Genomic DNA, 23,003 nt, shown 5'->3' on the forward strand with positions numbered 1-23,003 from the left:
CCTACCTGGCAAAGTGGCACGCGCTACTCCAAGCGCCTTCGTCGGGATTGCCTACTTTAAGCGACTGTTGATCTTGATTGATGCAATCCGCAGGGCAGTCACGATCATATCATTATCCTTTTTGGCCTATCTTCGATGGAATTCAACTGACCAGGCGACGGCGAGCGTATAGCAGCCCTCACCTGTTGTGGTGCAGCCCTCACTGTCATTGCGCTCCAGGGACACGGCGGCCCCGATCCCGTACCTTCCTCAGAACGACGCGCGGGGGCGTCAAAAGCGATCTCGCGCAATGACCAGGCAGGAACGCCTCAGCCGGCCCTACCTGGTGAGGATCTGCTTCGGGTTGCGCTCGCCGACGGGTGTGGGAGCGCTATTAGCGCTATAAGCGCACCTTGGGCGCGTGCGGTGTTCGGTATGTCAGTGGTTCTCAGGCTCCCGGGGCTCGATCGCGATTTTCGGCTCGGCGTCCGCGTTGGCGGCCATTTCGCGCAGCGCGCGCCGGTACTCGACCGGCATCACCTTGCGGAATTTGGGCAGCCAGTCCTTCCAGTTGGCAAGGATGTCGGCGGCGCGCTTGGAGCCGGTCGCTTTCGCATGGCGCGAGATCAGGACGTGCAGGCGCTCGACATCGGAGTCGAGCAGGTTCTTGAACACGTCGACCCGGCCGTGCGCCTCGAGGTCACCCGAGTGGTTATAGGTGCCGGCGTTGATCAGCTCTTCGGACAGCACCGGCTCGAGTTCGACCATCGCCATGTTGCAGAGCTTGTCGAAGTCGCCGCTCTCGTCGAGCACATAGGCGATGCCGCCGGACATGCCGGCCGCGAAGTTGCGCCCGGTCTTGCCGAGCACGACCACGATGCCGCCGGTCATGTATTCGCAGCAATGGTCGCCGGCGCCCTCGACCACGGCGACCGCGCCCGAGTTGCGCACGGCAAAGCGTTCGCCGGCGACGCCGCGGAAATAGCACTCGCCATCGGTCGCGCCGTACATCACGGTATTGCCGACGATGATGCTCTCTTCAGGCACGATGGCGCTGTTCCGCGGCGGCTTGACGATGATCTTGCCGCCCGAAAGGCCCTTGCCGACATAGTCGTTGGCTTCCCCCTCGAGCTCGAAGGTGACGCCATGCGCGAGCCAGGCGCCGAAGGCCTGGCCGGCGGTGCCCTTGAGGCTGACATGGATGGTGTCATGCGGCAGGCCGGCATGGCCGTAGATCTTGGCGACCGCGCCCGACAGCATTGCGCCGGCGGAACGGTTGGTGCTGTTGATGGCGGCCTCGATCTTGACCGGCGCGCCGCGGTCGAGCGCGGGCGTCGCCTTCTCGATCAGCGTACGATCGAGCACGGCCTCCAGATGATGGTTCTGGCGCTCCGAATGATAGATCTTCTGGCCATTCTCCTCCTTCTGCCGCACGAACAGCTTGGAGAAATCGAGGCCCTTGGCCTTCCAGTGCGCGACCAGCTTGGTCTGGTCGAGCAGCTGAACCTGGCCGATCATCTCGTTGAAGGTGCGGAAGCCGAGCGAGGCCATGATCTCGCGGACTTCCTCGGCGACGAAGAAGAAGTAGTTGATCACGTGCTCGGGCTGGCCGGTGAAGCGCTTGCGCAGGACGGGGTCCTGGGTGGCGACGCCGACCGGGCAGGTGTTGAGATGGCACTTGCGCATCATGATGCAGCCGGCCGCAATCAGCGGCGCGGTGGCGAAGCCGAACTCGTCGGCACCGAGAAGCGCGCCGATCACGACGTCACGGCCGGTGCGGAAACCGCCATCGACCTGGACCACGATGCGGCTGCGGAGCCGCTCGCGCACCAGCGTCTGGTGGGTTTCAGCGAGGCCGATTTCCCAGGGGCTGCCGGCGTGCTTGATCGAGGTCAGCGGCGAAGCGCCGGTGCCGCCCTCGAAGCCCGCGATGGTGACATGGTCGGCGCGCGCCTTGGCGACGCCCGCGGCGACCGTGCCGACGCCGATCTCCGAGACGAGCTTGACCGAGACGTCGCCCGTCGGGTTGACGTTCTTGAGGTCGTAGATGAGCTGCGCCAGATCCTCGATCGAGTAGATGTCGTGGTGCGGCGGCGGCGAGATCAGGTCGACGCCCGGCGTCGAATGCCGGACCTTGGCGATGGTCGCATCGACCTTGTGGCCGGGCAGCTGGCCGCCTTCGCCGGGCTTGGCACCCTGCGCCATCTTGATCTGCATCATGTCGGAGTTGACGAGATACTCCGTGGTGACGCCGAAGCGGCCCGAGGCGACCTGCTTGATCGCGGAGCGCATGGAATCGCCGTTCGGCAGCGGCTTGAAGCGGTCGGCTTCCTCGCCGCCTTCGCCGGTGTTCGACTTGCCGCCGATCCGGTTCATGGCGATCGCAAGCGTGGTGTGTGCCTCGCGCGAGATCGAGCCGAAGCTCATCGCACCGGTGGCAAAACGCCTGACGATATCCTTGGCCGGCTCGACCTGGTCGAGGGCGACAGGCTTGCGCTTGTCCTCCTCGGCGCTCTTGACCCGGAACAGGCCGCGCAGCGTCAGCAGCCGCTCCGACTGCTCGTTGAGGATCTTGGCGAAGGCGCGGTAATCTTTCAGCGAATTGCCTCGCACGGCGTTCCGAAGCAGCCTCGCCGACTTGGTGGTCCAGGCATGGTTCTCGCCGCCGCTGCGAGAGGCATATTCGCCGCCGACGTCGAGCGCGGTCCTGTGGACCCGCGCCTCGCCGAACGCGTCGGCATGGCGGCGCAGGGCCTCTTCCGCGATTTCGGCCAGGCCCACGCCCTCGATGCGGGTATGCGTGCCGGCGAAGAACTTCCCGACGAAGTCCGCCTTGAGGCCGACCGCGTCGAAGATCTGCGCGCCGCAATAGGACTGGTAGGTCGAGATGCCCATTTTTGACATCACCTTGAGCAGGCCCTTGCCGATCGATTTGATGTAGCGTTTGACGATCTCGTAGTCGTCGAGCGAGCCGGGCAGGCGGTCCTTCATCGCGACGATGGTTTCGAACGCCAGATAGGGATTGATCGCTTCCGCGCCGTAACCCGCGAGGCAGGCGAAGTGATGCACTTCGCGCGGCTCGCCGGATTCGACGACGAGACCGACCGAGGTGCGCAGGCCGGTGCGGATCAGATGATGATGCACGGCGGCGCAGGCCAGCAGCGACGGGATCGGCACGCGGTCAGTGCCGACCATGCAGTCGGACAGGATGATGATGTTGACGCCTTCGCGCACCGCAGCTTCGGCGCGCGCACAGAGCTCGTCGAGCACCTGGTCCATGCCTGCCGCACCAAGACCGGCGTGGAAGGTGGTGTCGAGCGCGCGCGACTTGAAGTGGGTTTTGGTCAGGTTCGAGATCGAGCGGATCTTTTCGAGATCCGCATCGGTCAGGATCGGCTGCCGCGCTTCGAGACGCTTGGTGGTGGCGAGGCCTTGCAGGTCGAACAGGTTCGGCCGCGGTCCGATGATGGAGAGGAGGCTCATCACCAGCTCTTCGCGGATCGGGTCGATCGGCGGGTTGGTGACCTGCGCGAAGTTCTGCTTGAAGTAGGTGAACAGCGGCTTGGCCTTGTCCGACAGCGCCGAGATCGGCGTGTCGTTGCCCATCGAGCCGACCGCTTCCTTGCCAATGGACGCCATCGGCGTCATCAGGATGGCGATGTCTTCCTGACTGTAGCCGAACGCCTGCTGGCGATCGAGCAGCGACAGGTTTGAGCGCACGCCGGTGGTCGGCACCTTCGGCAGCTCTTCGAGCACGATCTGGGTCCGCTCCAGCCACTCCGTGTAGGGATGGCTCCTGGCGAGCTCGGCCTTGATCTCGTCGTCGGGGATGAGGCGGCCCTGCTCGAGGTCGACCAGCAGCATCTTGCCGGGTTGCAAGCGCCACTTGGTGATGATCTGGTCCTCAGGGATCGCCAGCACGCCCATTTCGGACGCCATGACGATGCGGTCGTCCTTGGTCACGAGATAGCGCGCCGGCCGCAAACCGTTGCGGTCGAGCGTGGCGCCGATCTTGCGGCCGTCGGTGAACGCGATCGCGGCCGGGCCGTCCCACGGCTCCATCAGCGCGGCATGATATTCGTAGAAGGCGCGGCGCGTCTCATCCATCAGGGGATTGCCGGCCCACGCCTCCGGAATCATCATCATGACGGCGTGCGGCAGCGAGTGGCCGCCCTGCACCAGGAATTCGAGCACGTTGTCGAAGCAGGCGGTGTCCGACTGGTCTTCATAATAGATGGGCCAGAGCCGGTTGATGTCCTTGCCGTAGAGCTCGGAGCTCGCCGAGGCCTGGCGCGCCGCCATCCAGTTGGTGTTGCCGCGCAGCGTGTTGATCTCGCCGTTATGCGCGATCATGCGGTAGGGATGCGCCCGCGACCAGGTCGGCAAGGTGTTGGTCGAGAAGCGCTGATGCACCAGCGCCAGCGCGCTCTCGAAATCCTTCTCGTGCAGATCGGGATAGTACTTGCCGAGCTGGTCGGCCAGGAACATGCCTTTGTAGATCACAGTGCGGCAGGACATCGAGCAGGGGTAATAGGCCGCAAGGCCGCGGTCGCGGCGCTGATAGATCGCTTGCGAGATCGACTCGCGCAGGATGTAGAGCCGGCCCTCGAAATCGTCCTCGGTCTTGGCGGTGCCGTTGCGGCCGATGAACACCTGCACGCAGGCGGGCTCGGTCGGCTTCACGGTGACGCCGAGCGAGGAATTGTCGGTCGGCACGTCGCGCCAGCCGAGCAGGGTCAGGCCCTCTTCCTTGATCTGGTCGGCGATGATGCTCTTGATGACGTTGCGCCAGGCGGTGTCGCGCGGCATGAACAGCGCGCCGATGGCGTATTCGCCCGGAGCCGGCAGCGCGAAGCCGAGCTCCTTGGCCTTGCGGGCGAAGAAGGCGTGCGGGATCTGCACCAGGATGCCGGCGCCGTCACCGGCGCGCGGGTCGGCGCCGACAGCGCCGCGATGCTCGAGATTGCAGAGGATGCTGAGCGCGTCCGAGACGATCTCGTGGGACTTGTTGCCCTTGATGTTGGCGATGAAGCCGACGCCGCAGGAATCCTTCTCCAGGCTCGGATCGTAGAGGCCTTCGGCGGGCGGGCGCGAATTGTGTTCCTGAATCGGATCGGTCGTTTTCGAAGCGACCGTCGCCGACAGCTCTTCTGCCACGATGTTTGCGCGCTCGAATTGCGACCCGTTCATGGTTCCTATCCTCTCCATGCGGCAAGCTGCCTCACCGCCATCTTCGGCGCACCTTGGGCGTTCCGCGGCACCCGCTTCTGGGCCACCGCTCGTCCGCTGCGAGCCGCATTTTCTTAAATTCAGGCCAAGAATTCAGACCAAGGCGTTCTTCGTCCCCGAAAACGGCTTTGCCTCCTCATCCTCGTACTTGGCCAAGGCCGCAAGCAACAGCCGCAGGTAGTGCGCCTTCTCTTCAGCCGCCATTGGCTTCGGGCCGTCCAGCGACTTCACCGCCGACTCAGCTAACTCGACCGCACGATCGTTGTCGCCAGTTTCGAAACAATACTGGGCGACCGCCACATAGGACATGAACTTGCGGCCGGTGCCGTCTTCTGGAGAGTCCAGCGCGAGGATGTGTTCGGCCAAGTCCTTGCCAATCGCAAAGCGATCAGAATGCGGGACATCAGAGTTCTTCTCCGCTGGATTAGAGAGTTGGCGGATCGCTTGCACCCTCCACAACTCAGATTGTTTTTCGACCGCATCGCGAGCCAATTGACGCATAACGGGTAATTCCGTCTGCATGTCATGGATTTTGTGCAGGGCTAGATCCTCATGAACTAGCTGAACGTTGATGTCGTCCGGCATGATTGCGACGCCCTCTTTAGCGGCCGAAAGCGCCGTCGACGAATCCCGGGCCTTCAGCGCCAGTCCAATTTTGCCCCAGAATGCTTGCGTCCGGGCTTTCTCGCGCATTTCAGATTCTGCTTCAGCGATTCGTTCAGCATCCGCTGCTTTGGCTTCATCGCTGGTGCGCCAGGTGCCATTTACGAGTTTTGGCAACACGTCATACAGTTGCATCGGGTGACCGATAAAGGCGACGCGACCGTCACGGTCGATGACGAATGAGGTGGGGATAGTGCTGGAAAGGCTGGGCGCCATCCAAGACTTCTTCATGTTTCCGGAGTAATCGAACGCGATCCGAAAGTTCAGCTCCGAGCCGTTCTTGGTCAACCACGCGTCCAAGTGTGTTCGCGCCTCCTCGGCCGTTGAGCCTCGCTCGGAAGCTGCAACTGCAACGACCTCAACTGCGCTATCGTCGTATTTCTCTTGCAGCTGCGCGAGGTGGGAAATCTCCGCCACACATCCGCCGCACCAAGTCGCCCAAAACGCGACAATATACAGCGTACCCAGCTTAAAGTTGGTGAAGGGCTCGCCACGTACCCAGCTCTCCACTCTGATCGGAGGAGCTGGCGACTCCATACGAAGATTCATGTTGTTCTCCAAAGATATTGCCAAACCTTCACGCGAATGTTTGCGCAAGCTCGTCTGTCTCTAAGAAACGCGGCCCGAGTACGAGAGAGCGCGTCTGCATGCACTCCGCCTGACACCGTGCTCGATCTCAGCAGCAATGGCCGTGCCAACGCCAGCAACGAACATCACGCGCCTGATCCGGTCTGAGATTGCCTCGGCAGCTCAACATGACGGTACGTTTGTAGCTAACGGTCTCGTTCGATGTCAGACATCGGACGCGGGTCGAGCGCTTCGGGCCGCGGGGTTTGTGCCCCGCCCATCATGACGATCGCTGCTGGCGTTTTGAGGATCGCTGCCGTAACCGCCGGCGCGCGGCGCCGGCAAATAACAGTTAATATGAGCCTCGCTCGCTCTGTCTGTCTGACCTGCTTCTTAAAGAAAGCGCGGCCACGGCTGCTTGAAGATAATCCTGTCGCCGAATTGAGCGCCTGCGGAACGTACAAAAGGCAATTCGAACTTTTAATCGCGAACTTTTGTGCGGATACATTCTGAAGGGCAAGACAAGACGCAGTGACGCAGTCCAGTCACGGTCCTGGAAGATCACGCGCAGCACCGGGCTGAGATACAGCACGTAAGTGAGGTCATAGAGTTGTGAAGAGAAACGGTGTTATCAAAGTCCCGGCGAGACAGTAACTCCACCATGCGTTGGTTCAAGCACGCAGGATCTCGAATCGGCCGTAGCGGGAGTTCTGACGCCGGTCAGATCGCCCGCGCTCTGGTCGATATCGTACGAATGTCATTTGGCAATTGCGCCAGCTGGCTGACGCCTCCTCCTCCTCCTGCCAGCCAATCTTGCTCTTCAGAAATTCAATGCCCAGCGCTTCGAGGCCTGCGCGCTCCTTGTTGTCCTTGCCGCGGCCGTGCCCGCCCGCCGCCTCGTAGAAATAAGCCTCATAGCCCATCGCCTGGAGCTTTGCGGCCATTTTGCGCGCATGTCCGGGATGGACGCGGTCGTCCCGCCGCCTCGTGGCGATCAGGATTGGCGGATAGGGCTGGCCGGGTTTTGCGTTGTGATAGGCGGAATAGGTCTTCAGCCATTCCCAGTCCTCGGTCTTGTCCGGGTCGCCGTACTCCGCGATCCAGCTCGCGCCGGCAAGCAGCTTGGTGTAGCGGCGCATGTCGGTCAGCGGGACGGTGCAGAACAGCGCGCCGAAACGCTCCGGGTAACGCGTCAGCATGTTGGTAATGAGGATGCCGCCGTTCGATCCGCCCCTGGCCGCGATCCGTTTCGCTTTCGTGACACCGCGGCGGACGAGATCGGCGGCAACGGCCGCGAAGTCGTCATGCGACAGCTTCTTGCCGGCGAGCCGGCCAGCCTCGTGCCATCGCGTGCCGAACTCGCCGCCGCCGCGCAAATTCGCCTGCACAACGGTGCCGCCGCGCTCCAGCCACAGCTTGCCGAGCGACGAATTGTAATATGGTTTCACCGAGCGACCGAGGCCGCCATAGGCGGTCATATAGACCGGCGCATCGCCGGTTTCGCCTGCGGGGCCGGTCTGCACATAGGGGATATGCTCGCCGTCGATCGAGATCGCTTCATGCTGCGTCACCACCAGGCCATCGGCGGTGAAGGCCTTCGATGCCTGCTTCAACACGACAGGACTTTCGACACCGCGCTCGATCAACAGCAGCGAGGGCGGCGTGAGCGGGTCCTGCACTTCGGCGAGCAGGTCGCCGTTGCTCTCCGACGGATGACAATCGAGCGGCCGGACGTCGACCACGCCGATTTCAGGAAGCCCGCCGAGTATCGCGCGGCTCCAGCCCGTGGCGAATGGCGTGAAGATCTGGAATTGCGGCTTAAGTTCGTCGAGGATCGAGAGCACCAGTCTGCCGGCCGTCCAGAACAAGTCCTGCAATGCGCGCCGCGGTCCGGGCTCGAACAGGAGCGAAAAATCGCGGCTGCCTGCAAGGAAAGCCGAAAGCGAGATGCCGAGGACGGCATCGGTGGCATAGGTTCGACCTCCGGTCGACCAGGGCTGGCGCAGCTTCATCGCAAACCAGTCGCCATGGGCCTGCATCCAGATGCCGGACGGGAGCTCGAGCTTCGTGGTGGTGCCGGCGTGATCGCGCAGCCAGATGCGCTGGTTGAAGAAGTCGATCCGATCGATGATCCAGGTACGCGGGACCGCGCCGGTATGGTCCGCGAGGCCATGGACACGCATGTGATCAGCCGCGGTCTCGAAGATCACTTCTGCCCGATCCACAGGTTCGCCACGACACCACAGGCGAACGGTCCTCGAATATCCGGAGCTCGTGACCATGCCCTCGCCATGGGCGCTGGACAGCAGCAGCGTGTCCGTGTCGAGCCAGTCGACGCTGCCCTTGGCTTCCGGCATCGCAAAGCCGTTCGCGACGAAGCTCCTCGTGTCGGCGTCGAATTCCCGCAAGGTGACGGCATCGCTGCCGCCGCGCGACAGGCTTAAGATACTTCGCGGGCTTCCCGGCAGTGAGCTTGTCGAGTTCAGTAGCCAGTCTTCGCGCTCGCTTGCCGCAAGCTGGTCGATATCCAGCATGATCTCCCACGCCGGATTGGGTCTTCGAAACTCCGGCATTGTTGTCCGCCGCCACAGCCCGCGCGGGTTGGTGGCGTCCTGCCAGAAATTGTAAAGATAGCTGCCGCGGCGCCAGCCGTAGGGGATCCTGTCAGGCCGATCGTAAATCGCGGTCAGCGCATCGCGATCTCGTCCCGCGGCCGGTCCGCCGAACACGCGCAGCGTCCTGCTATTCTGCCGCTCGACGAAGTTCAACGCCCGTCCGCTTTCGATCTTTTCCAACCATAGATAGGGATCATCATCTGGAGTCGAGGCCGTTGGCCTTTCAATCCGCGACTGCAACGGCACACCTTTTTTGACCAAGATTCACTCCATGCTTAGCATTGACGCGCACTTTCGACAGGATTCAAGGCTTCGCCGTACATGTCGTCGGCTCGATGCCGGATCTTCCGAGCTACCTTTGTCTCTGACAAACCACCCCTGTTCATAGCGAGAGAAATCAAGCAGCTGGCGCGTGGGTCTGACAGTTTGTCGGACAGACCCGGGCGCAGGCGCTGCAGCCGATGCAGGCCCCCTCGTCCTTCATCACCATGACCTTCTTTTCGACCTCATCGTCGTCCTCATCGAGATCGATCAACTCGCCGCCCTCGCTCAGGCCCTTCAGCGTCATGACCTCGCGGCCGCAGACCTTGTAGCAGCGGCCGCAGCCGATGCACTTGTTCGGATCGATCCAAACCAGGTAGTCCGGCCTCCAATCGCGGCCGTCGCGGGTTCTGAATGACATGGCTTGAGGTCCGTTATGCTTTGTGTAGCGCCTGGAGAACTTGGCGCTTGCTTTCGAGCTCGCTGAAGGCGTCGTGGGCCTTCTGCGCCACGCTCAGGATCGCGGTCCAGTTGACGGGCAGTTCCTCGGAGAGGTCGTGGAGGTCCATCTTGGCCTGGGTCGCTTTGGCCGACAGCTTCTTTATTTCCGCTTTCAGGCTTTCAACATCGCTCATACTTGCCTCAATAGTTCGCGACGTCCGGGAACTCGCGGATCATCTCAACACCACTGTTGACGATTTCGTCGCCTTGGTCGGCAAGATGACACAGATTGTTGAAACCAAAGCGATGCACGTCCCGTAGCTGCTTGCTCACGACAACGAGCCGGCCCCCGATCAGTACGATCCGACCGAACCCTTCCTGATGCATCTTCAGCATTGGCGAGATCATCACGCCCGTCGCCTTCTCGATCGAGAGCGCAATGGCGTCAAAGAACAACTGCAGTCGCCATATCGTGTCGGGCTCGGGATTGCCAACGATCGGCAGCGCACGGCGCTTGCGTTTGTCCAGAATGTAGGGGTCGAGCAGGTCGAGGTCCTTCTTGCCCTCCCAGGCGCCGTGGGTGTCCTGGGCGCGCAAGATCTTGATGAGCTCTTTGAGAAATGGCCGCTCTGCCGCGGGGGCGGCTGGAGTGATTTCAGACTGATCGGGCATCCTCTTTCCTTCAGGCTTCGAAATCCACCGTACGTTCCGAGCTTTTGGTGAGCAGCTTCCGCAGCCAGGGCGGCGGCGACCCCTTCAGCACGGTCTCGAGTTTGACGCAAAGGTCGTCGATGGGCTCTGGTTGCAGCACCTTCATCGGATGGATGTTGCTCGCGACGACGCGCGCAGCACCCGAGCCGCCGATCGCCGCTACATAGAGGATTGCGCAGTCCCTGATCGCCTGGATCTTCGGCGCCAGCTTATCCTCATTGCCGTCTTCCGTGAGGTCACCGCCGAACTGAACCGCCTCAATAAACCGATGCCCGTCCGGGCCGACCTCGTAGATCACGATGTTCTTGGCCCAGCCGAAGTGCGCATCGACGTGCTTCAAGTCCTGAGTGGCGAATGCAACTTTCATCCGAGTGGTTTCTCTTCCTGCTCAATGCAACTGGGGCGGATGGACCTGCAGGTCACCGCAGGTGATGGCCAGGAGTCGGGCGTCGGCCCATGGTTGGTTTCGCGGTCGGTGATGATCAGATTGGCGATGTCAAAGATCAGATCACGCGTGCCGCGATAGCCCACGGTCGTGAGGTGCGCAGCGCCAAGGCGATCGAACATCGGAAAGCCCACCCGGAGGAACGGAACATTGAGTCGCGAAGCGGCCTGGCGACCGTGTGAATGCGACATCAAGAGGTCGCAGTCACGTGACCTGGCAAGCTCTTCAAGATCCTCCAGATCGCCGATCAGGACGTCCTCGGTCCTGACCCGCTGGAGCACAGGTGAGTTCGTCGTCGTCACCGCGGCCGTTACCTGCGCCCCCATGTCGTGAAGGAAGCTGGAGAGATCGAATAACAAGTCCGGCTCGGCGCCGATTGCGAGCTTGCGGCCGCCGATATGGAAATGGGCATCCAGCATGGCGTCTGCCAGCTGTCCACGCTGCCGGCGATATTTCGAGGGCACCGACCGGCCGCTGATCTCGCTCAGAAACGCGATGAATTCGTCACTTGGCATAAGGCCGCAGAGCCGCTCGAACAGACGGAACGGCGTGCCTGTCCGCGCCTGCATGATCTCGGCCGCACGGCGCATTTGCGCGCCGATCGCGATCGTCCAGGCCGCCTGCCCCATCGTCGCGATCTCGTCAACTCCAATGCCGCCGATCGTGGTTGGCGTGAATTCGTCGGGGATGTGGCCATCCAGCGAACCGGCAACGTCCGGCAGGAAGGAGGGCTTGAGCCTAAAATCCTCAAAGATCGTGCGAAGCTCGTCGAGATCGCCGGGCGTGAGATGGCAGCCAGGTAGCACGTTGACGCGGGAGCCATCGCGCGGTCTCGCTGCGTCGACGGGAGCCACGAGCACCTCGATCATCCGCGCCACTGTTTTGCCCCAGCCATCCTGAAAGGCATCCTTGAAATCGGGCGTCGAGACGTAGACAAGGGGAAGCTTTTCGAGCTGCGGATGCTTCTGCCGGATCAACCGGATGAAGGCCTCGACGTCATCGCCGTTGGTCTCGGTGACGCCAGTCGAATTGATACCAATGATCTCCGGCTCGACGCGATTGTAGATGTTGAGGATCGCCTGTTCGAGATTCTCGAGACCGCCGAGCACGGTGGCAACCTCGTTCATGGCGGTCGTCTGCATCGGCACGGCTTCGTTGAAATGGCGCACGAACAGCGTCAGCCCGAAGGAGGCGCAACCTTGCGGGCCGTGCAAAAGCGGCATCGCGCCGCGCAGTCCCATGAAGGCAAATGAGCCGCCGATCGGCTGGCTCATCTTGAGCGGATTGACCGAACAGGCTTTCTTCGAGGCAGTGACGATCGCCATGTCGTTCTCCTACTCCGCCGCCTGCAGCGCCGAGGGCTGGAGATCGGAAAACGTGTCCTTACAAGCAGGGCCTCTTGCGGTGGAATTGGTGCACGGCTTGGCGGGCTCGACGAGGTTCCGGCCATGCGCCGCAATCGCGCTCTCACCATCGCCGATCTCACTTCTGTTGGAGAAACTTATCGTCTTGACGCCGTTCGCGGTCGCGCCGCGAACTGGATCAACGACTTGCACATCCATCTGCGCAACCGTCTTTGCCTGACGCTTCCAATCGAACTCATCCCAGGGCGCGCCTTGGCGGAGCTGATCCCATATCGGATTGTAGAGCGCTTTCTCGATCTCCTCCATGAGCTTGACAATCCCGACATAGCCCATATAGGCGTGGCAGCGCTCCTGGTTGATATCGAGCCATGGCGTCGCCGCCTTGAGTGCGACGAATTGCGACTTGCCGCCCGAAAGCATGATGTCGGCTTTTGCGTCCTTGAGCATCTTGTAGATCTCGCGAGATGACATGTCCTCGATCATGTGGGCGTGCTGGCCCATTAATTCCTTGATACGTTCCTTGTCCTTCTCGGTCGATTTCTTCACAGACGCGCCGACGATTTCGAGCCCGGCCTCCTGCAAAGCGGCCACCATCGACCAGGATTTCACGCCACCGGTGATGAGAACGACCCTCTTGCCGGCAAAGCGCGGCTTGAAACGTTCGATCGCAGTCCAGGCTTTGGTCTCTTCGCGTGCGATCAGGGCTTGCGTTCGTTCCATCAGCTCAGCCGGCGCGCCACGTTCGATCAGCAGCCGCGCGATCTGGCGCAGTGAATCGCTGGAATCCTCAATACCGTAGAACGAGCCTTCAAAAAACGGGATGCCGTAGCGCTGTCTCATCTTGCGTGCGAGGTTGATCATTGCCTTTGAGCAGACCATCATCGCGGCTTTGGCTCGGTGCGAATAAGCGACCTCGCGGTACTTGCCATCCCCCGAGATGCAGGACAGGATCCGAATTCCGAGCTCATCGAGCAGCGGCTTGACCTGCCAGAGCTCGCCGGACAGGTTGTATTCGCCAATGATGTTGATGTCATACGGAGTGGTGTAATCGGGCTCTCCGGTCCCGATGACGTGCTCCAGCAGTGCTTCGCCTGCGAGCTTGTTACCAAGGTTCTTCGACCCCACAAATCCCGGTGCATTGATGGGAATGACCGGTTTGCCGAATTTGGCGGAGGCCGCCTTGCAGACCATATCGATGTCGTCACCGATCATCGCGGGCACGCACGTCTGGTAGACGAAGATGGCCTGTGGGTCGTATTTCTCTGTGATCTCCTTGACTGCCCTGTACAGCCGCTTCTCGCCGCCGAACACGACGTCGGTCTCGGTCATGTCAGTGGTGAAGCTTCTGCGCCACAGATCGGAGCCGGAGGAGGCGGAACCGCGATTGTCCCAGGAATTGCCCTCACAGGCGATTGGACCATGCACAAGATGGGCGACATCGGTAAAGGGCTGCAGTGCGATTTTGGCGCCATCGAAGGCACACCCGCCGGCGGCGCCGCCCGGCTTCAGCTGCTTGGTGCATCCATTCTTGCGCTCGACGTTCGACTTGCTCGCGTTCCTGGCGCAGCCCGGTTCGTTAAAGACGTCCAGTATGGTCGTGGGAAGCAAAGTCATGGTGTCTCTTTCGGGGATGTCAAGACGCCGCACAGACCAAGAGCATGGCCGGCGGATAACCTGTGATCCCCGCCACACCGCCGCTGTTCCTGCGGACGAATGAGGCGGGGCGCTCGCCTTAGCGTATGATGTCGAAGCTGTAGTCTGTCTTGCCAACCGAGCTGGTTTTCCTGTCGATCTCATCAAAGATCTTGTCGAGAATCTTGACCAGCACATTCATGCTACCCTGATAGCCCCACACTGGATAACGATGGTGATGATGGCGATCGAAGATGGGAAATCCGATGCGGATTAGCGGTGTTCCAGTGTCACGCTCGAGATATTTGCCGTAGGTGTTACCGATCAGGAAATCGACCGGTTCTGTGAACAGGAGCGAACGCATGTGCCAGAGATCCTTGCCCGGGAAGGCGCGGCAGTTTTTACCGAACGGCGAGCTCGCGAACAGCGCCTGCATTTTCTGCTGCCAGGCCTTACCCCCGTTCGTCGAGAGCACGTGGGTGGGCTCAGCGCCGAGCTCCAACAAGAATGCGGCCAGGCCATAGCAGAGGTCGGGATCGCCGTAGACCGCGAACTTCTTGCCGTGAACATGCGCGCTAGAGTCAGCCATTGCGTCTACCAGACGCCCGCGCTCCCGCTCCAGCGCATTTGGAATTGCCTTGTTGGTGATACGCGACAGCGTCATCAGGAAATCGTCCGTGGCGCCGACGCCCAGGGGGTGATTGAAGGCGACGACCTCTTGGTCGTGCCCCTTGACGAAGGCCAACGTCTTCTCCGTACAATATTGCTGCATGGAGATGGTTGCCTTCGCGTGGACTGCGTTCGCGGCATCCTTCAGCGTGGTGCCGCCATCATACATGCGGAACTCGCCGTCGGTGGGGGTATCGAACACGTCGCTGTTATCCGCGAGGATGGTGTAGCCGATCCCCATCAGCTCGAATATGCGCTTTATCTCACGCATGTTGCCGACAGTGTAGCCGTCGAAGCCGCCGATGAAGTTGATCGTGTTGTTCGCCTTGCGCTGGAGTTTTGGCGCCGTGCCGGCTTTGCCGTCCCAGAAATGCTCGAGGATGCCCTTGAGCGTGTTGTCGTAGCCGGTAACGTGGCTGCCGACGAATGCGGGAGTGTGAGCGAATGGTACATCGTAGTCCGCGGGGACTGAACCTTTTTCCTTGGATGTTTTGATGAAGGCGTTGAGGTCGTCGCCGATGACTTCCGCCATGCAGGTCGTCGCGACCGCGATCATCTTCGGCTTGTACATGTTGTAGCTGTTGGCAAGCCCGTCGGTAAGATTGTTGAGCCCCCCGAACACGGCCGCGTCTTCCGTCATGGACGAGGAGACGCACGAGGTCGGCTCCTTGAAGTGGCGTGACAGATGGCTGCGATAATATGCAACGCAGCCCTGTGAGCCGTGGACGAACGGCAGTGTGCGCTCGAACCCGAGCGCGGCGAACACCGCACCTAGCGGCTGGCAAGCCTTCGCCGGATTAACCGTTAGCGCCTCGCGGGCAAAGTTCTTCTCGCGGTATTCGGGCGTCTTGGACCATTCTCTGATACGGTCGACTTCGGCGGGATCATGCGGATTCTCAAATAGCGCCTTCTTATTGGCCAGCATCTGCTGGTATTCGTCTCCCCGGAAAAGCTCAGAGTGGTCGAGTATGTGTTCGGCGTTCTGTGTCATCATGGCACTCTTTAGGTTCTTGTGTTCGTTCTCCTGCCCTTCCCCTCCTCTGCGGAAGAAAGGGGCCGGGCGTCGGCGTTCCTATTCCGCCGCCATGAGGCTCGGCCGCGGAGCGTCCTTCCAAGGTGCCGTGGTCTTCCCCCAGATCGGGGAGTTGATCGCCATATCCATGTCGCGGGCGAAGATCGCGAAGCCGTCGTAGCCATGGTAAGGACCCGAGTAGTCCCAGGAATGCATTTGACGGAACGGCACGCCCATTTTCTGGAAGACGTATTTTTCCTTGATACCGGAACCTACGAGGTCTGGCCGGATCTTTTCGACGAAGCGCTCGAATTCGTAGCCGGTGACATCGTCGTAGATCAGTGTGCCATCTTTGACGTAGTGCTGAGCGGTGCGCTGGTAGTCATCGTTATGCCCGAACTCATAGCCTGTGCCGACAACGTCCATGCCGAGGTCCTCGTAGGCGCCAATGACATGGCGAGGACGTAAGCCGCCGACGAACAGCATTACGGTCTTGCCTTCGAGCCGCGGCAGGTATTTCGCGGTCACCGCGTCGACAAGCGGCTGATATTTCGCGATGACGCGCTCGGCGCCTTCTTTGATCTTATCATCGAAGAAGCTTGCAATTTTGCGCAGCGACTCCGCGATTTTGGAAGGCCCGAAGAAGTTGTACTCGCACCAGGGAATCCCGAATTTTTCCTCCATGTGCCGTGAGATGTAGTTCATCGAGCGATAGCAATGCAATATGTTGAGCTTCGCCTTCGGCGTCGCCTCCAATTCAGCGAGAGATCCATCCCCGGACCACTGGGCGATGACGCGCAGGCCCATTTCTTCGAGCAGGATCCGTGACGACCAGGCATCGCCGCCGATGTTGTAGTCGCCGATAATCGCAACATCATATGGCGTCGGCTCAAATTTTGAACTGGCCTCTGGGGCGCTCTTGTCGAAGATCCAATCTCGAACTGCGTCGTTCGCGATGTGATGTCCGAGCGATTGTGACACGCCACGAAAGCCCTCGCACCGCACAGGCACGATGGTTTTGCCGCCATATTCCTTTGACTTTTCTCTGGAAACCGCCTCGATATCGTCGCCGATCAAGCCGATCGGACATTCGGACTGAATGGTAATGCCCCTGTTGAGAGGAAATAGCTCCTGGAGCTCATCGATGAGTTTCGTGACCTTTTTATCGCCACCGAACACGATATCCTTTTCCTGGAAATCGGAGGTGAACTGCAGTGTCACGAAGGTGTCGATGCCGGTCGTGCCGACGTAGTAGTTGCGCCGCGAGCCCCAAGAGTACTGACCACAGCCGACCGGACCGTGGCTAATGTGGATCATGTCCTTGATCGGCCCCCAGACCACGCCCTTGGAGCCTGCGTAGGCGCAGCCACGGATGGTCATCACGCCCGGAATGGACTTGATATTCGACTTGACGCCACAATCCGACCTCCCCGCCTCGTGAACACTGAGATGCTTGGCGCGTCTTTTGGCGGTCTTCTCTGGGTAAACCTTCAACGCCTCATCGATTAGCTGCTTGTTGCGCGCCTTGATCTCAGCGACACTCTGGGTAGTTGCTCGGCTCATACAAATTTCCTTTGATTGTCGCCTCAGATCATGAAGCGACGCGCTTCTGGTAGACGGACGGATTCCCGATCCGGCATTCAGGTGTAAGGCGTGCAATCTCCGTGACCGGTCCTACTGATCGCAACTTCGCGGCCTTCTGGATCATGCGGCAGCGGTCGAGCGCTTGCGAACGCGGTGTGTGTGACGCTGTTGACTTGTCGACGGGATCGCTGACCAAGACGCGTCTCGGTGAAGTCATGCCTACTCTCCAGCGGGTGGTCATATCGGCTTCTTTACTCACTGCCTGCCATCAGGGGCGTGTCCCTCTGCATGTTGTTGCAGAGGGCTAACAGCCGCCTCTTGCGCAGGGGTTTGCAATGAGTGTGCCAGCGCTGGTCGAAGACAAAAACCCACGTCTGTAGAACTAGATAGTTGGCAGGATGCGGATTGTTAGAAACCTGACCTGTTGGCCACCGACAGGCGTACCGGCTAACGGCCTGTCTGAAACAAGACAATCAGTTGCGCTCTCCGGGAAATCTACGCCGCCAAAGATCGGTTATTCGCCGCATTGAAGGTCGAGTTAGGGACGCAGAAAGATATGGCCAAGGAGACATCGCTCAACTTGAACATCACCGAGCACCGGCATTTCGGGATCCGACTCATCGCTGCCATCGTCGCGCTTTCCGCTGTGATGAGCATGTCCGTCGGTGACTGGTTGGAATGATCCTGCTGGCCGCGGCTTGCACGATGGCCCTGAGCTTTGAGCTCGGCATGAACGCGAGGTTCTTCGATCAACTCGATATCATTCTGGAGGAAAAGAAATTTCCAAAGCCGATCGTAGTGGTGCCCGTGAAAAGTGGGTTGAGCGTGATAGATGGCAACAATCGAATAGCCGCCCACGCGTACGCATTGTCTCCATTGCTTCCAGCAGACCATCTTGAGAAAGCTCTGAAAACGCACTACTGACGTTGGCGACACCGGACACTGGCGTCAGTCTCACAAAGCCAAATCCCTTGTGAGCCGCTGTGTCCCGGTTCATGGCATGGCTTAGGATCAGGCCGTCGATTGTGTCATGCTGAAGCGCTCGCTTGTAGGCCGGGCGATAAGGCCTGTACGCCACGTGAACCCATACCTGCTGGCGGGCATGGAAAATGCCCGCGTTGGGATGATCGCTGATGGGAAGAAGCGGGTCGATCGCCGGAGACGCGGGCACAGTAACCAGGAAGGCCTTTCGGTGGCCCCGGCCTGATACGACCCTCTCGATGTCGCCCACGTAGTTGCGGATGGCGTCCTCATCGACGCGGCGTCCGAGACGCCCATGCTGCGTCGCAACGCGCCGCGAAGCTCTCTTAGCGCCGCGCATCAATTCCATCCCGTACAAACCACCTATCTCCACCTTTCGCGGTGCGTTGCGTCCTTCGTCGACCAAGCAAGCGCCGGTCTCGGCTGGTCAACGTCAAGCGCGCGTTGCGCGCTCCTACTCTTCGTTGCGGTCACAAGCGATGTCGCCGCCTCCACCGTCGCTGACGGGCCTTTCCACGAAGGCCGTAATCACGCGATTGGAAACGATGGAGAGTAAAATGGTGGTTTCGACGATAATGGAATTGATGCGCCTGACGCGGATCGAGCTTTGTGACCTTGCCGTGAAGATCACGAACCGGCTTCCGGACTATCCGGAAACCTCGCAGGCCTACGTGACCGCCCGCGAAACGCTTTCCAATATCCGGCGCATCCGGGCGAGACGTGACCCCAACTGGTAGGCGCTTCCGCACGTCAAGCCTAGATGGCCTTGGCCGTGCCGGGCCATGAACCCGTGAGAAGTCCGAAAACTGTGGTGAAATATACGAGGAATGGGCTTCTCCCTTGCAAACGTGCTGGCAACTCCTGACGCTAATGATTCGCCCTAAGTGATTCGCTGTTTCTTGCGGATGTTTTGCGAGACCGAGGTCGGGCGCCGACTTGGCAACGGACAGACCGGTCACCATTTAAGGGCGTGAGGCCGGGTCGTGAAAACCCGGGGATGCCGCGGCCAATTGCCCCGACAGCAGAGTTCACTTTTGGCGCAGTTAGCGCGATCATGATTCAGAAAGGCGTCGCTATGGGTACCCGTACTTGGAACAAGGACCGCGCAACGAAACGCGTCGACGCCAAGATCGACGCGCTGCCGCTCAAGGATATCGAAATCAAGGAATATGTCCGCGACACGAAGCTGGCGGGGATAGCCAACACAATGGCGTACCGCGTCGATGGTGTGCACATCTACGCTGACATCCTCAATCTTAGGGACATGCTGAATGTTACAGATGTGGAAGGAGAAACCTGCCACAAGCAAACACTTCGGTTCCTGAATATGCACTATCGCGCCGTGCACCGGATTATCGGGCGCGTGGATTCCATCCTCGTTGATTTCCACAACCAGCGCCTGCACTCCGTCTTTGCAAAGCCCTACGATGACGAAGCTAAGCGCGTTCATCGCGCAGTTGCGACCGGGCAGCTCATTACCGACGTGCTGGCGCGGACAGGTGAAGATGCTAATCATCCGGCGGCCAAGGTCCGCATCGGTATAGATAGCGGAAAGGCCCTGGCCGTAAACAATGGGCGGCGGGGTCATCGTGAGCCGCTTTTTCTGGGCGAGCCTGCAAACTATGCGGCCAAGCGCGCGGGCGGCGGGTCCGCGACCGGCATCTATCTGACCAACAAAGCGCGGAAGGTGATTGGGCTCGCGGAAGTTACAAACGTTGATGCTACACCGCTTACAGCTACTGAGATCGAAACGAGCCAGAACGCGGCTAACCTTGGCGTGACGGTCGATCAGATCGTCAACGAGTGGGCCGACGATTTGAAGAACAATCCAATTGGCAATTTCGAGTTTACCGGTCACACGCCTCCATTCGCGACGCTCGATGTCGAAGGGCTTTCGGTCAAGAACTCGCGCCGACAGGATGCCGCGACCGTTTACGGCGATCTGGACGGATTCACGGCCTACGTTGGCAACAACATCGGGACGAACGATGGAGCGAAGCACGTTGTTCGTACCCTCCATGTTCTGCGCGCTGAGCTGGACGCCGTTCTTCATGAGGACTTTCAAGGTCGGAAGGTCCGCTTCATCGGCGACTGCATTCACGGGCTCCTGGTTGAAGGAACCGCCCAGTCGACAGACGTTCATGAGACGATCAGCAATATGGCGCTGTGCGCCGGGGCGATGCGCAGCAGTTTTGACCTCGCGCTCAAGCGGCTCAAGGACAAGGGAACGGATGCATCAAGCCTCGGGCTCGCAATCGGGTTTGAGTATGGCCCGATGACCGTGACACGGCTGGGTATGAAGGGCGAGCTTATCCGCTGTTCCGTCAGCCGGGGCGTTCTGGCCGCCGAGCACGAACAGCACCGTTGCACGGGCAAGCAAACGGCAATCGGCAAGGTCGCCTATAACAAGTGCACCCACGGTGTTCATGCGATCTTCGGCGATTCGCGTATCCGGTCGAATCTCGATTACGATACCGCTGTCAGTGAAATGGCTGCCAAGGACGACAAGACCGCGCGTGCCGCAAAGGCAATGGCAGTGTCAACACTGTTGAAACCCGCGAGCGCCGCCGCCGCGCCGCTGACGTTTCCTGATCGTGCCACCGGCCCAGCCAAGCCGGGTGGGTTTGCGTGACGTGGTATTTCTCGAACCTCGCCCGGTTTCGGGCAGAGCGTGAAGGGCTCGACGTTTTTTCCCAAAACGTCGATTGGTTTGTGCCTTCCGGCTGGCGCATCGGTGAGGGCGCGCACCTGGTGCTGGACGCTGAAATTGTTGCTGGTGGCCGGGTTTATCCGGTCTACCTACAGTACCCGGAAATGTTTCCGCATAGCCCGCCTTCCGTATTCCCTCGCGGCGAAACTGGACGCTGGTCTCGGCATCAATTTGGACCGGGGGGTGAGCTGTGCCTTGAATTTGGCCCCGATAACTGGATACCGGAATTAACCGGCATCCAGTTGATCGAGAGCGCGCATAGGCTGCTTCAAGGTGAAAACCCAGGCGTCGGCGAAAAAGGTGTCGTGCAATCCCGCCACACTGACACATTGGGCCAAAAACTGCGCTCGGAATATAGCCGTCTCTTGATGACGCGAAGCCTTGAGGCGTTTCTTCCAGCGCTTCCTGTCCGAGCTCCGGCAACGTGCAATTTCGTTTCGGCACATCATCAGGATTCGGTGATCCATGTAATCGACAAGATCACCTTGGGGGACGGAATCAACTGGGTAGACCCGAGCGTACCGTCCCAATTTGCGTCGGAGTACTTGGACCGGCCCGCGCCAATTTGCCGATTGGCGATGGGTGAAGTGCTTCCCCCAATCAGCACCTATCAGGATTTCCGTGCAGCCTGCGCAGCGTTCGGGGTCACGATCGATAATCGGTATGCCGTGATCGTGCAGGGCGCAGATGTCCACGTGTATTTCCTTTGGGAGCCTGACAACACGGCCGTAGAAGTTGCGGTCATACCGGCCTCGCCGGATGTTCCGAGGCTCGACCCAGCGCATGAACTCTTGAAATCCAAGAGCGTGGCGTTGATCGGTTGCGGATCGCTCGGGAGCAAGGTCGGCACAATGCTCGCACGATCGGGTACGGGCCGATTTGTGCTGGTCGATGACGACATTCTGCTGCCGGATAACCTAGTCCGTCATGACCTCGACTGGCGCGACATTGGTACGCACAAGGCGGCGGCCCTTGAGAGGCGATTGCAACTCGTGAATCCCTTGGTCGAAACGACCCGTTGGCGATCGCGCCTAGCCGGACAAGAGTCAAACGAGTCTGCGGAAGGGGTTTTGAAGACTATCGGAGAATGCGATCTGATATTTGATGCGACCGCCAATCCCGACATTTTGAATCTCGTATCGGCGGTCTGCTCAGTCACGGCCAAACCCGTTTTGTGGGCCGAGGTTTTCGGCGGGGGCATCGGTGGATTGATTGCGCGTTGCCGACCCAACCTTGAGCCTCCGCCGCAGTACATGCGCCGCGCGATTGAGAATTGGTTTGCGGAGCGTGGGCCGCCTCCTGTGAAGGCGACCCGATCTTATGAGACGGGACGGGACGGCGTGCCCCTTATCGCAGACGATGCAGATGTTTCGGCCATTGCGGCGCACGCCGCTCGATTTGCGATTGATACATTGATCGGTCGTATTCCTTCACTCTTTCCGAATTCGGTCTACGCTATCGGGCTGGGTGCTGGGTCGGTCTTTACCCAACCCTTCGAGACGTATCCAATCGAAGTTGGACCACCTCTCGTGATAGCACCCAAGCAAGAGTTGTCGTCGGAAGAAATGGCAGCGGAAATAGCGAACGTACTGAGACTTTTCAAAGCAAAATCAGATGAAACTGCTGCTGCCAAACAAGATAGTCAAACGCCTGAGACATGAGCTGCGAGGGCGGCGTCATGAAATTGGCGGTGTTCTGGTCGGCGAGAATGTCGGCCCGGATACGTTTCGGCTCATCGACATTTCGGTTCAGCTCAGCGGGGGGACGATCGCACATTTTGTGCGCGACCCGGAGCATCATCGCGAGTTCTTAGCGGATTTTTTCGCGCACACAGGCCGTGACTTCAAGAGGTTCAACTACATTGGCGAATGGCATTCGCATCCTGCATTTGAGGCGGTGCCTAGCGGCGAAGATATCGCAAGCATGTTCGAGATAATCGAAGATCCCGCTGTCGGCGTGAATTTCGCCATTCTCATCATAGCGCGACTGGAACGTCGCAGCGTTTTGCAGCTGTCGGCCACGCTTTTTCGGGCAGGCATTATTCCAGAGCCCATCGAAGTCATTATTGATGCCAAGACTGTAGATAGCGACAAGGCATCCTTGTTGTCACGACTTCTCGATTTTTTTCGATGGTAACGTA

Annotated in this window: 17 protein-coding genes; 6 read left to right on the top strand and 11 right to left on the bottom strand. The window is 60.1% G+C overall.

The window, feature by feature from the left end:
* Nucleotides 1–417: 417 nt before the first annotated feature.
* The 11 genes from gltB to nifD all read right to left on the bottom strand — a co-directional run bounded on the left by gltB (nucleotide 418) and on the right by nifD (nucleotide 17,151).
* On the bottom strand, nucleotides 418–5,169 hold the full coding sequence (gltB, locus tag ABID59_RS22090) for a glutamate synthase large subunit (RefSeq protein WP_354084750.1): 4,752 nt from the start codon (nucleotides 5,167–5,169) through the stop codon (nucleotides 418–420).
* 132 nt (nucleotides 5,170–5,301) lie between these two features.
* Nucleotides 5,302–6,420, bottom strand: coding sequence for a TlpA disulfide reductase family protein (locus ABID59_RS22095; RefSeq protein ID WP_354084751.1), 1,119 nt, complete (start codon nucleotides 6,418–6,420; stop codon nucleotides 5,302–5,304).
* A gap of 689 nt (nucleotides 6,421–7,109) precedes the next feature.
* Nucleotides 7,110–9,281: a prolyl oligopeptidase family serine peptidase gene (locus ABID59_RS22100; protein ID WP_354084818.1), complete on the bottom strand. Its 2,172-nt coding sequence runs from the start codon at nucleotides 9,279–9,281 to the stop codon at nucleotides 7,110–7,112.
* Nucleotides 9,282–9,450: 169 nt separating this feature from the next.
* Nucleotides 9,451–9,735: a ferredoxin III, nif-specific gene (gene fdxB / locus ABID59_RS22105; protein ID WP_148775419.1), complete on the bottom strand. Its 285-nt coding sequence runs from the start codon at nucleotides 9,733–9,735 to the stop codon at nucleotides 9,451–9,453.
* A gap of 13 nt (nucleotides 9,736–9,748) precedes the next feature.
* Nucleotides 9,749–9,949, bottom strand: a complete 201-nt coding sequence (locus ABID59_RS22110) for a CCE_0567 family metalloprotein (RefSeq protein WP_085399641.1) — start codon at nucleotides 9,947–9,949, stop codon at nucleotides 9,749–9,751.
* Between the two features lie 7 nt (nucleotides 9,950–9,956).
* The gene (locus ABID59_RS22115) at nucleotides 9,957–10,427 is read right to left on the bottom strand and encodes a NifX-associated nitrogen fixation protein (protein WP_085399642.1); all 471 of its coding nucleotides are present in this window, start codon (nucleotides 10,425–10,427) and stop codon (nucleotides 9,957–9,959) included.
* A 10-nt stretch (nucleotides 10,428–10,437) separates the two neighbouring features.
* Nucleotides 10,438–10,833: a nitrogen fixation protein NifX gene (gene nifX, locus ABID59_RS22120; RefSeq protein ID WP_085399643.1), complete on the bottom strand. Its 396-nt coding sequence runs from the start codon at nucleotides 10,831–10,833 to the stop codon at nucleotides 10,438–10,440.
* Nucleotides 10,830–12,236 carry a nitrogenase iron-molybdenum cofactor biosynthesis protein NifN gene (gene nifN / locus ABID59_RS22125; RefSeq protein WP_148775420.1) on the bottom strand — a complete coding sequence of 469 codons (1,407 nt, stop codon included), beginning with the start codon at nucleotides 12,234–12,236 and terminating at the stop codon, nucleotides 10,830–10,832. The genes nifX and nifN overlap by 4 nt, the downstream gene beginning before the upstream one ends.
* 9 nt (nucleotides 12,237–12,245) lie before the next feature.
* Nucleotides 12,246–13,889: a nitrogenase iron-molybdenum cofactor biosynthesis protein NifE gene (gene nifE / locus ABID59_RS22130; RefSeq protein WP_148775421.1), complete on the bottom strand. Its 1,644-nt coding sequence runs from the start codon at nucleotides 13,887–13,889 to the stop codon at nucleotides 12,246–12,248.
* A gap of 118 nt (nucleotides 13,890–14,007) precedes the next feature.
* Nucleotides 14,008–15,567 carry a nitrogenase molybdenum-iron protein subunit beta gene (gene nifK, locus ABID59_RS22135; RefSeq protein WP_148775422.1) on the bottom strand — a complete coding sequence of 520 codons (1,560 nt, stop codon included), beginning with the start codon at nucleotides 15,565–15,567 and terminating at the stop codon, nucleotides 14,008–14,010.
* Nucleotides 15,568–15,648: 81 nt separating this feature from the next.
* The gene (nifD, locus tag ABID59_RS22140; RefSeq protein ID WP_354084752.1) at nucleotides 15,649–17,151 is read right to left on the bottom strand and encodes a nitrogenase molybdenum-iron protein alpha chain; all 1,503 of its coding nucleotides are present in this window, start codon (nucleotides 17,149–17,151) and stop codon (nucleotides 15,649–15,651) included.
* Nucleotides 17,152–17,728: 577 nt separating this feature from the next.
* Between nifD and ABID59_RS22145 the strand changes: the two genes are divergently transcribed.
* From ABID59_RS22145 to ABID59_RS22170, 6 genes are all read left to right on the top strand, one after another.
* A complete protein-coding gene (locus tag ABID59_RS22145; RefSeq protein WP_283812955.1) occupies nucleotides 17,729–17,854 on the top strand; it encodes a hypothetical protein in 126 nt (41 codons plus the stop codon).
* Complete coding sequence (locus tag ABID59_RS22150; RefSeq protein WP_148775424.1) at nucleotides 17,851–18,096, top strand: hypothetical protein; 246 nt, start codon at nucleotides 17,851–17,853, stop codon at nucleotides 18,094–18,096. Before ABID59_RS22145 ends, ABID59_RS22150 begins: the two co-directional genes overlap by 4 nt.
* A gap of 614 nt (nucleotides 18,097–18,710) precedes the next feature.
* Entirely contained in the window at nucleotides 18,711–18,890 is a 180-nt protein-coding gene (locus ABID59_RS22155; protein WP_148775425.1) for a hypothetical protein, read from the top strand.
* Between the two features lie 338 nt (nucleotides 18,891–19,228).
* Nucleotides 19,229–20,785, top strand: a complete 1,557-nt coding sequence (locus tag ABID59_RS22160; protein WP_148775426.1) for a nucleotidyl cyclase domain-containing protein — start codon at nucleotides 19,229–19,231, stop codon at nucleotides 20,783–20,785.
* Nucleotides 20,782–22,524, top strand: coding sequence for a ThiF family adenylyltransferase (locus ABID59_RS22165; RefSeq protein ID WP_148775427.1), 1,743 nt, complete (start codon nucleotides 20,782–20,784; stop codon nucleotides 22,522–22,524). Before ABID59_RS22160 ends, ABID59_RS22165 begins: the two co-directional genes overlap by 4 nt.
* Nucleotides 22,478–22,999 carry a M67 family metallopeptidase gene (locus tag ABID59_RS22170; protein WP_148775428.1) on the top strand — a complete coding sequence of 174 codons (522 nt, stop codon included), beginning with the start codon at nucleotides 22,478–22,480 and terminating at the stop codon, nucleotides 22,997–22,999. Before ABID59_RS22165 ends, ABID59_RS22170 begins: the two co-directional genes overlap by 47 nt.
* The last annotated feature ends 4 nt before the right edge of the window (nucleotides 23,000–23,003 follow it).

The sequence above is a fragment of the Bradyrhizobium sp. S3.3.6 genome, assembly GCF_040546905.1.
Lineage (GTDB): Bacteria > Pseudomonadota > Alphaproteobacteria > Rhizobiales > Xanthobacteraceae > Bradyrhizobium > Bradyrhizobium cytisi.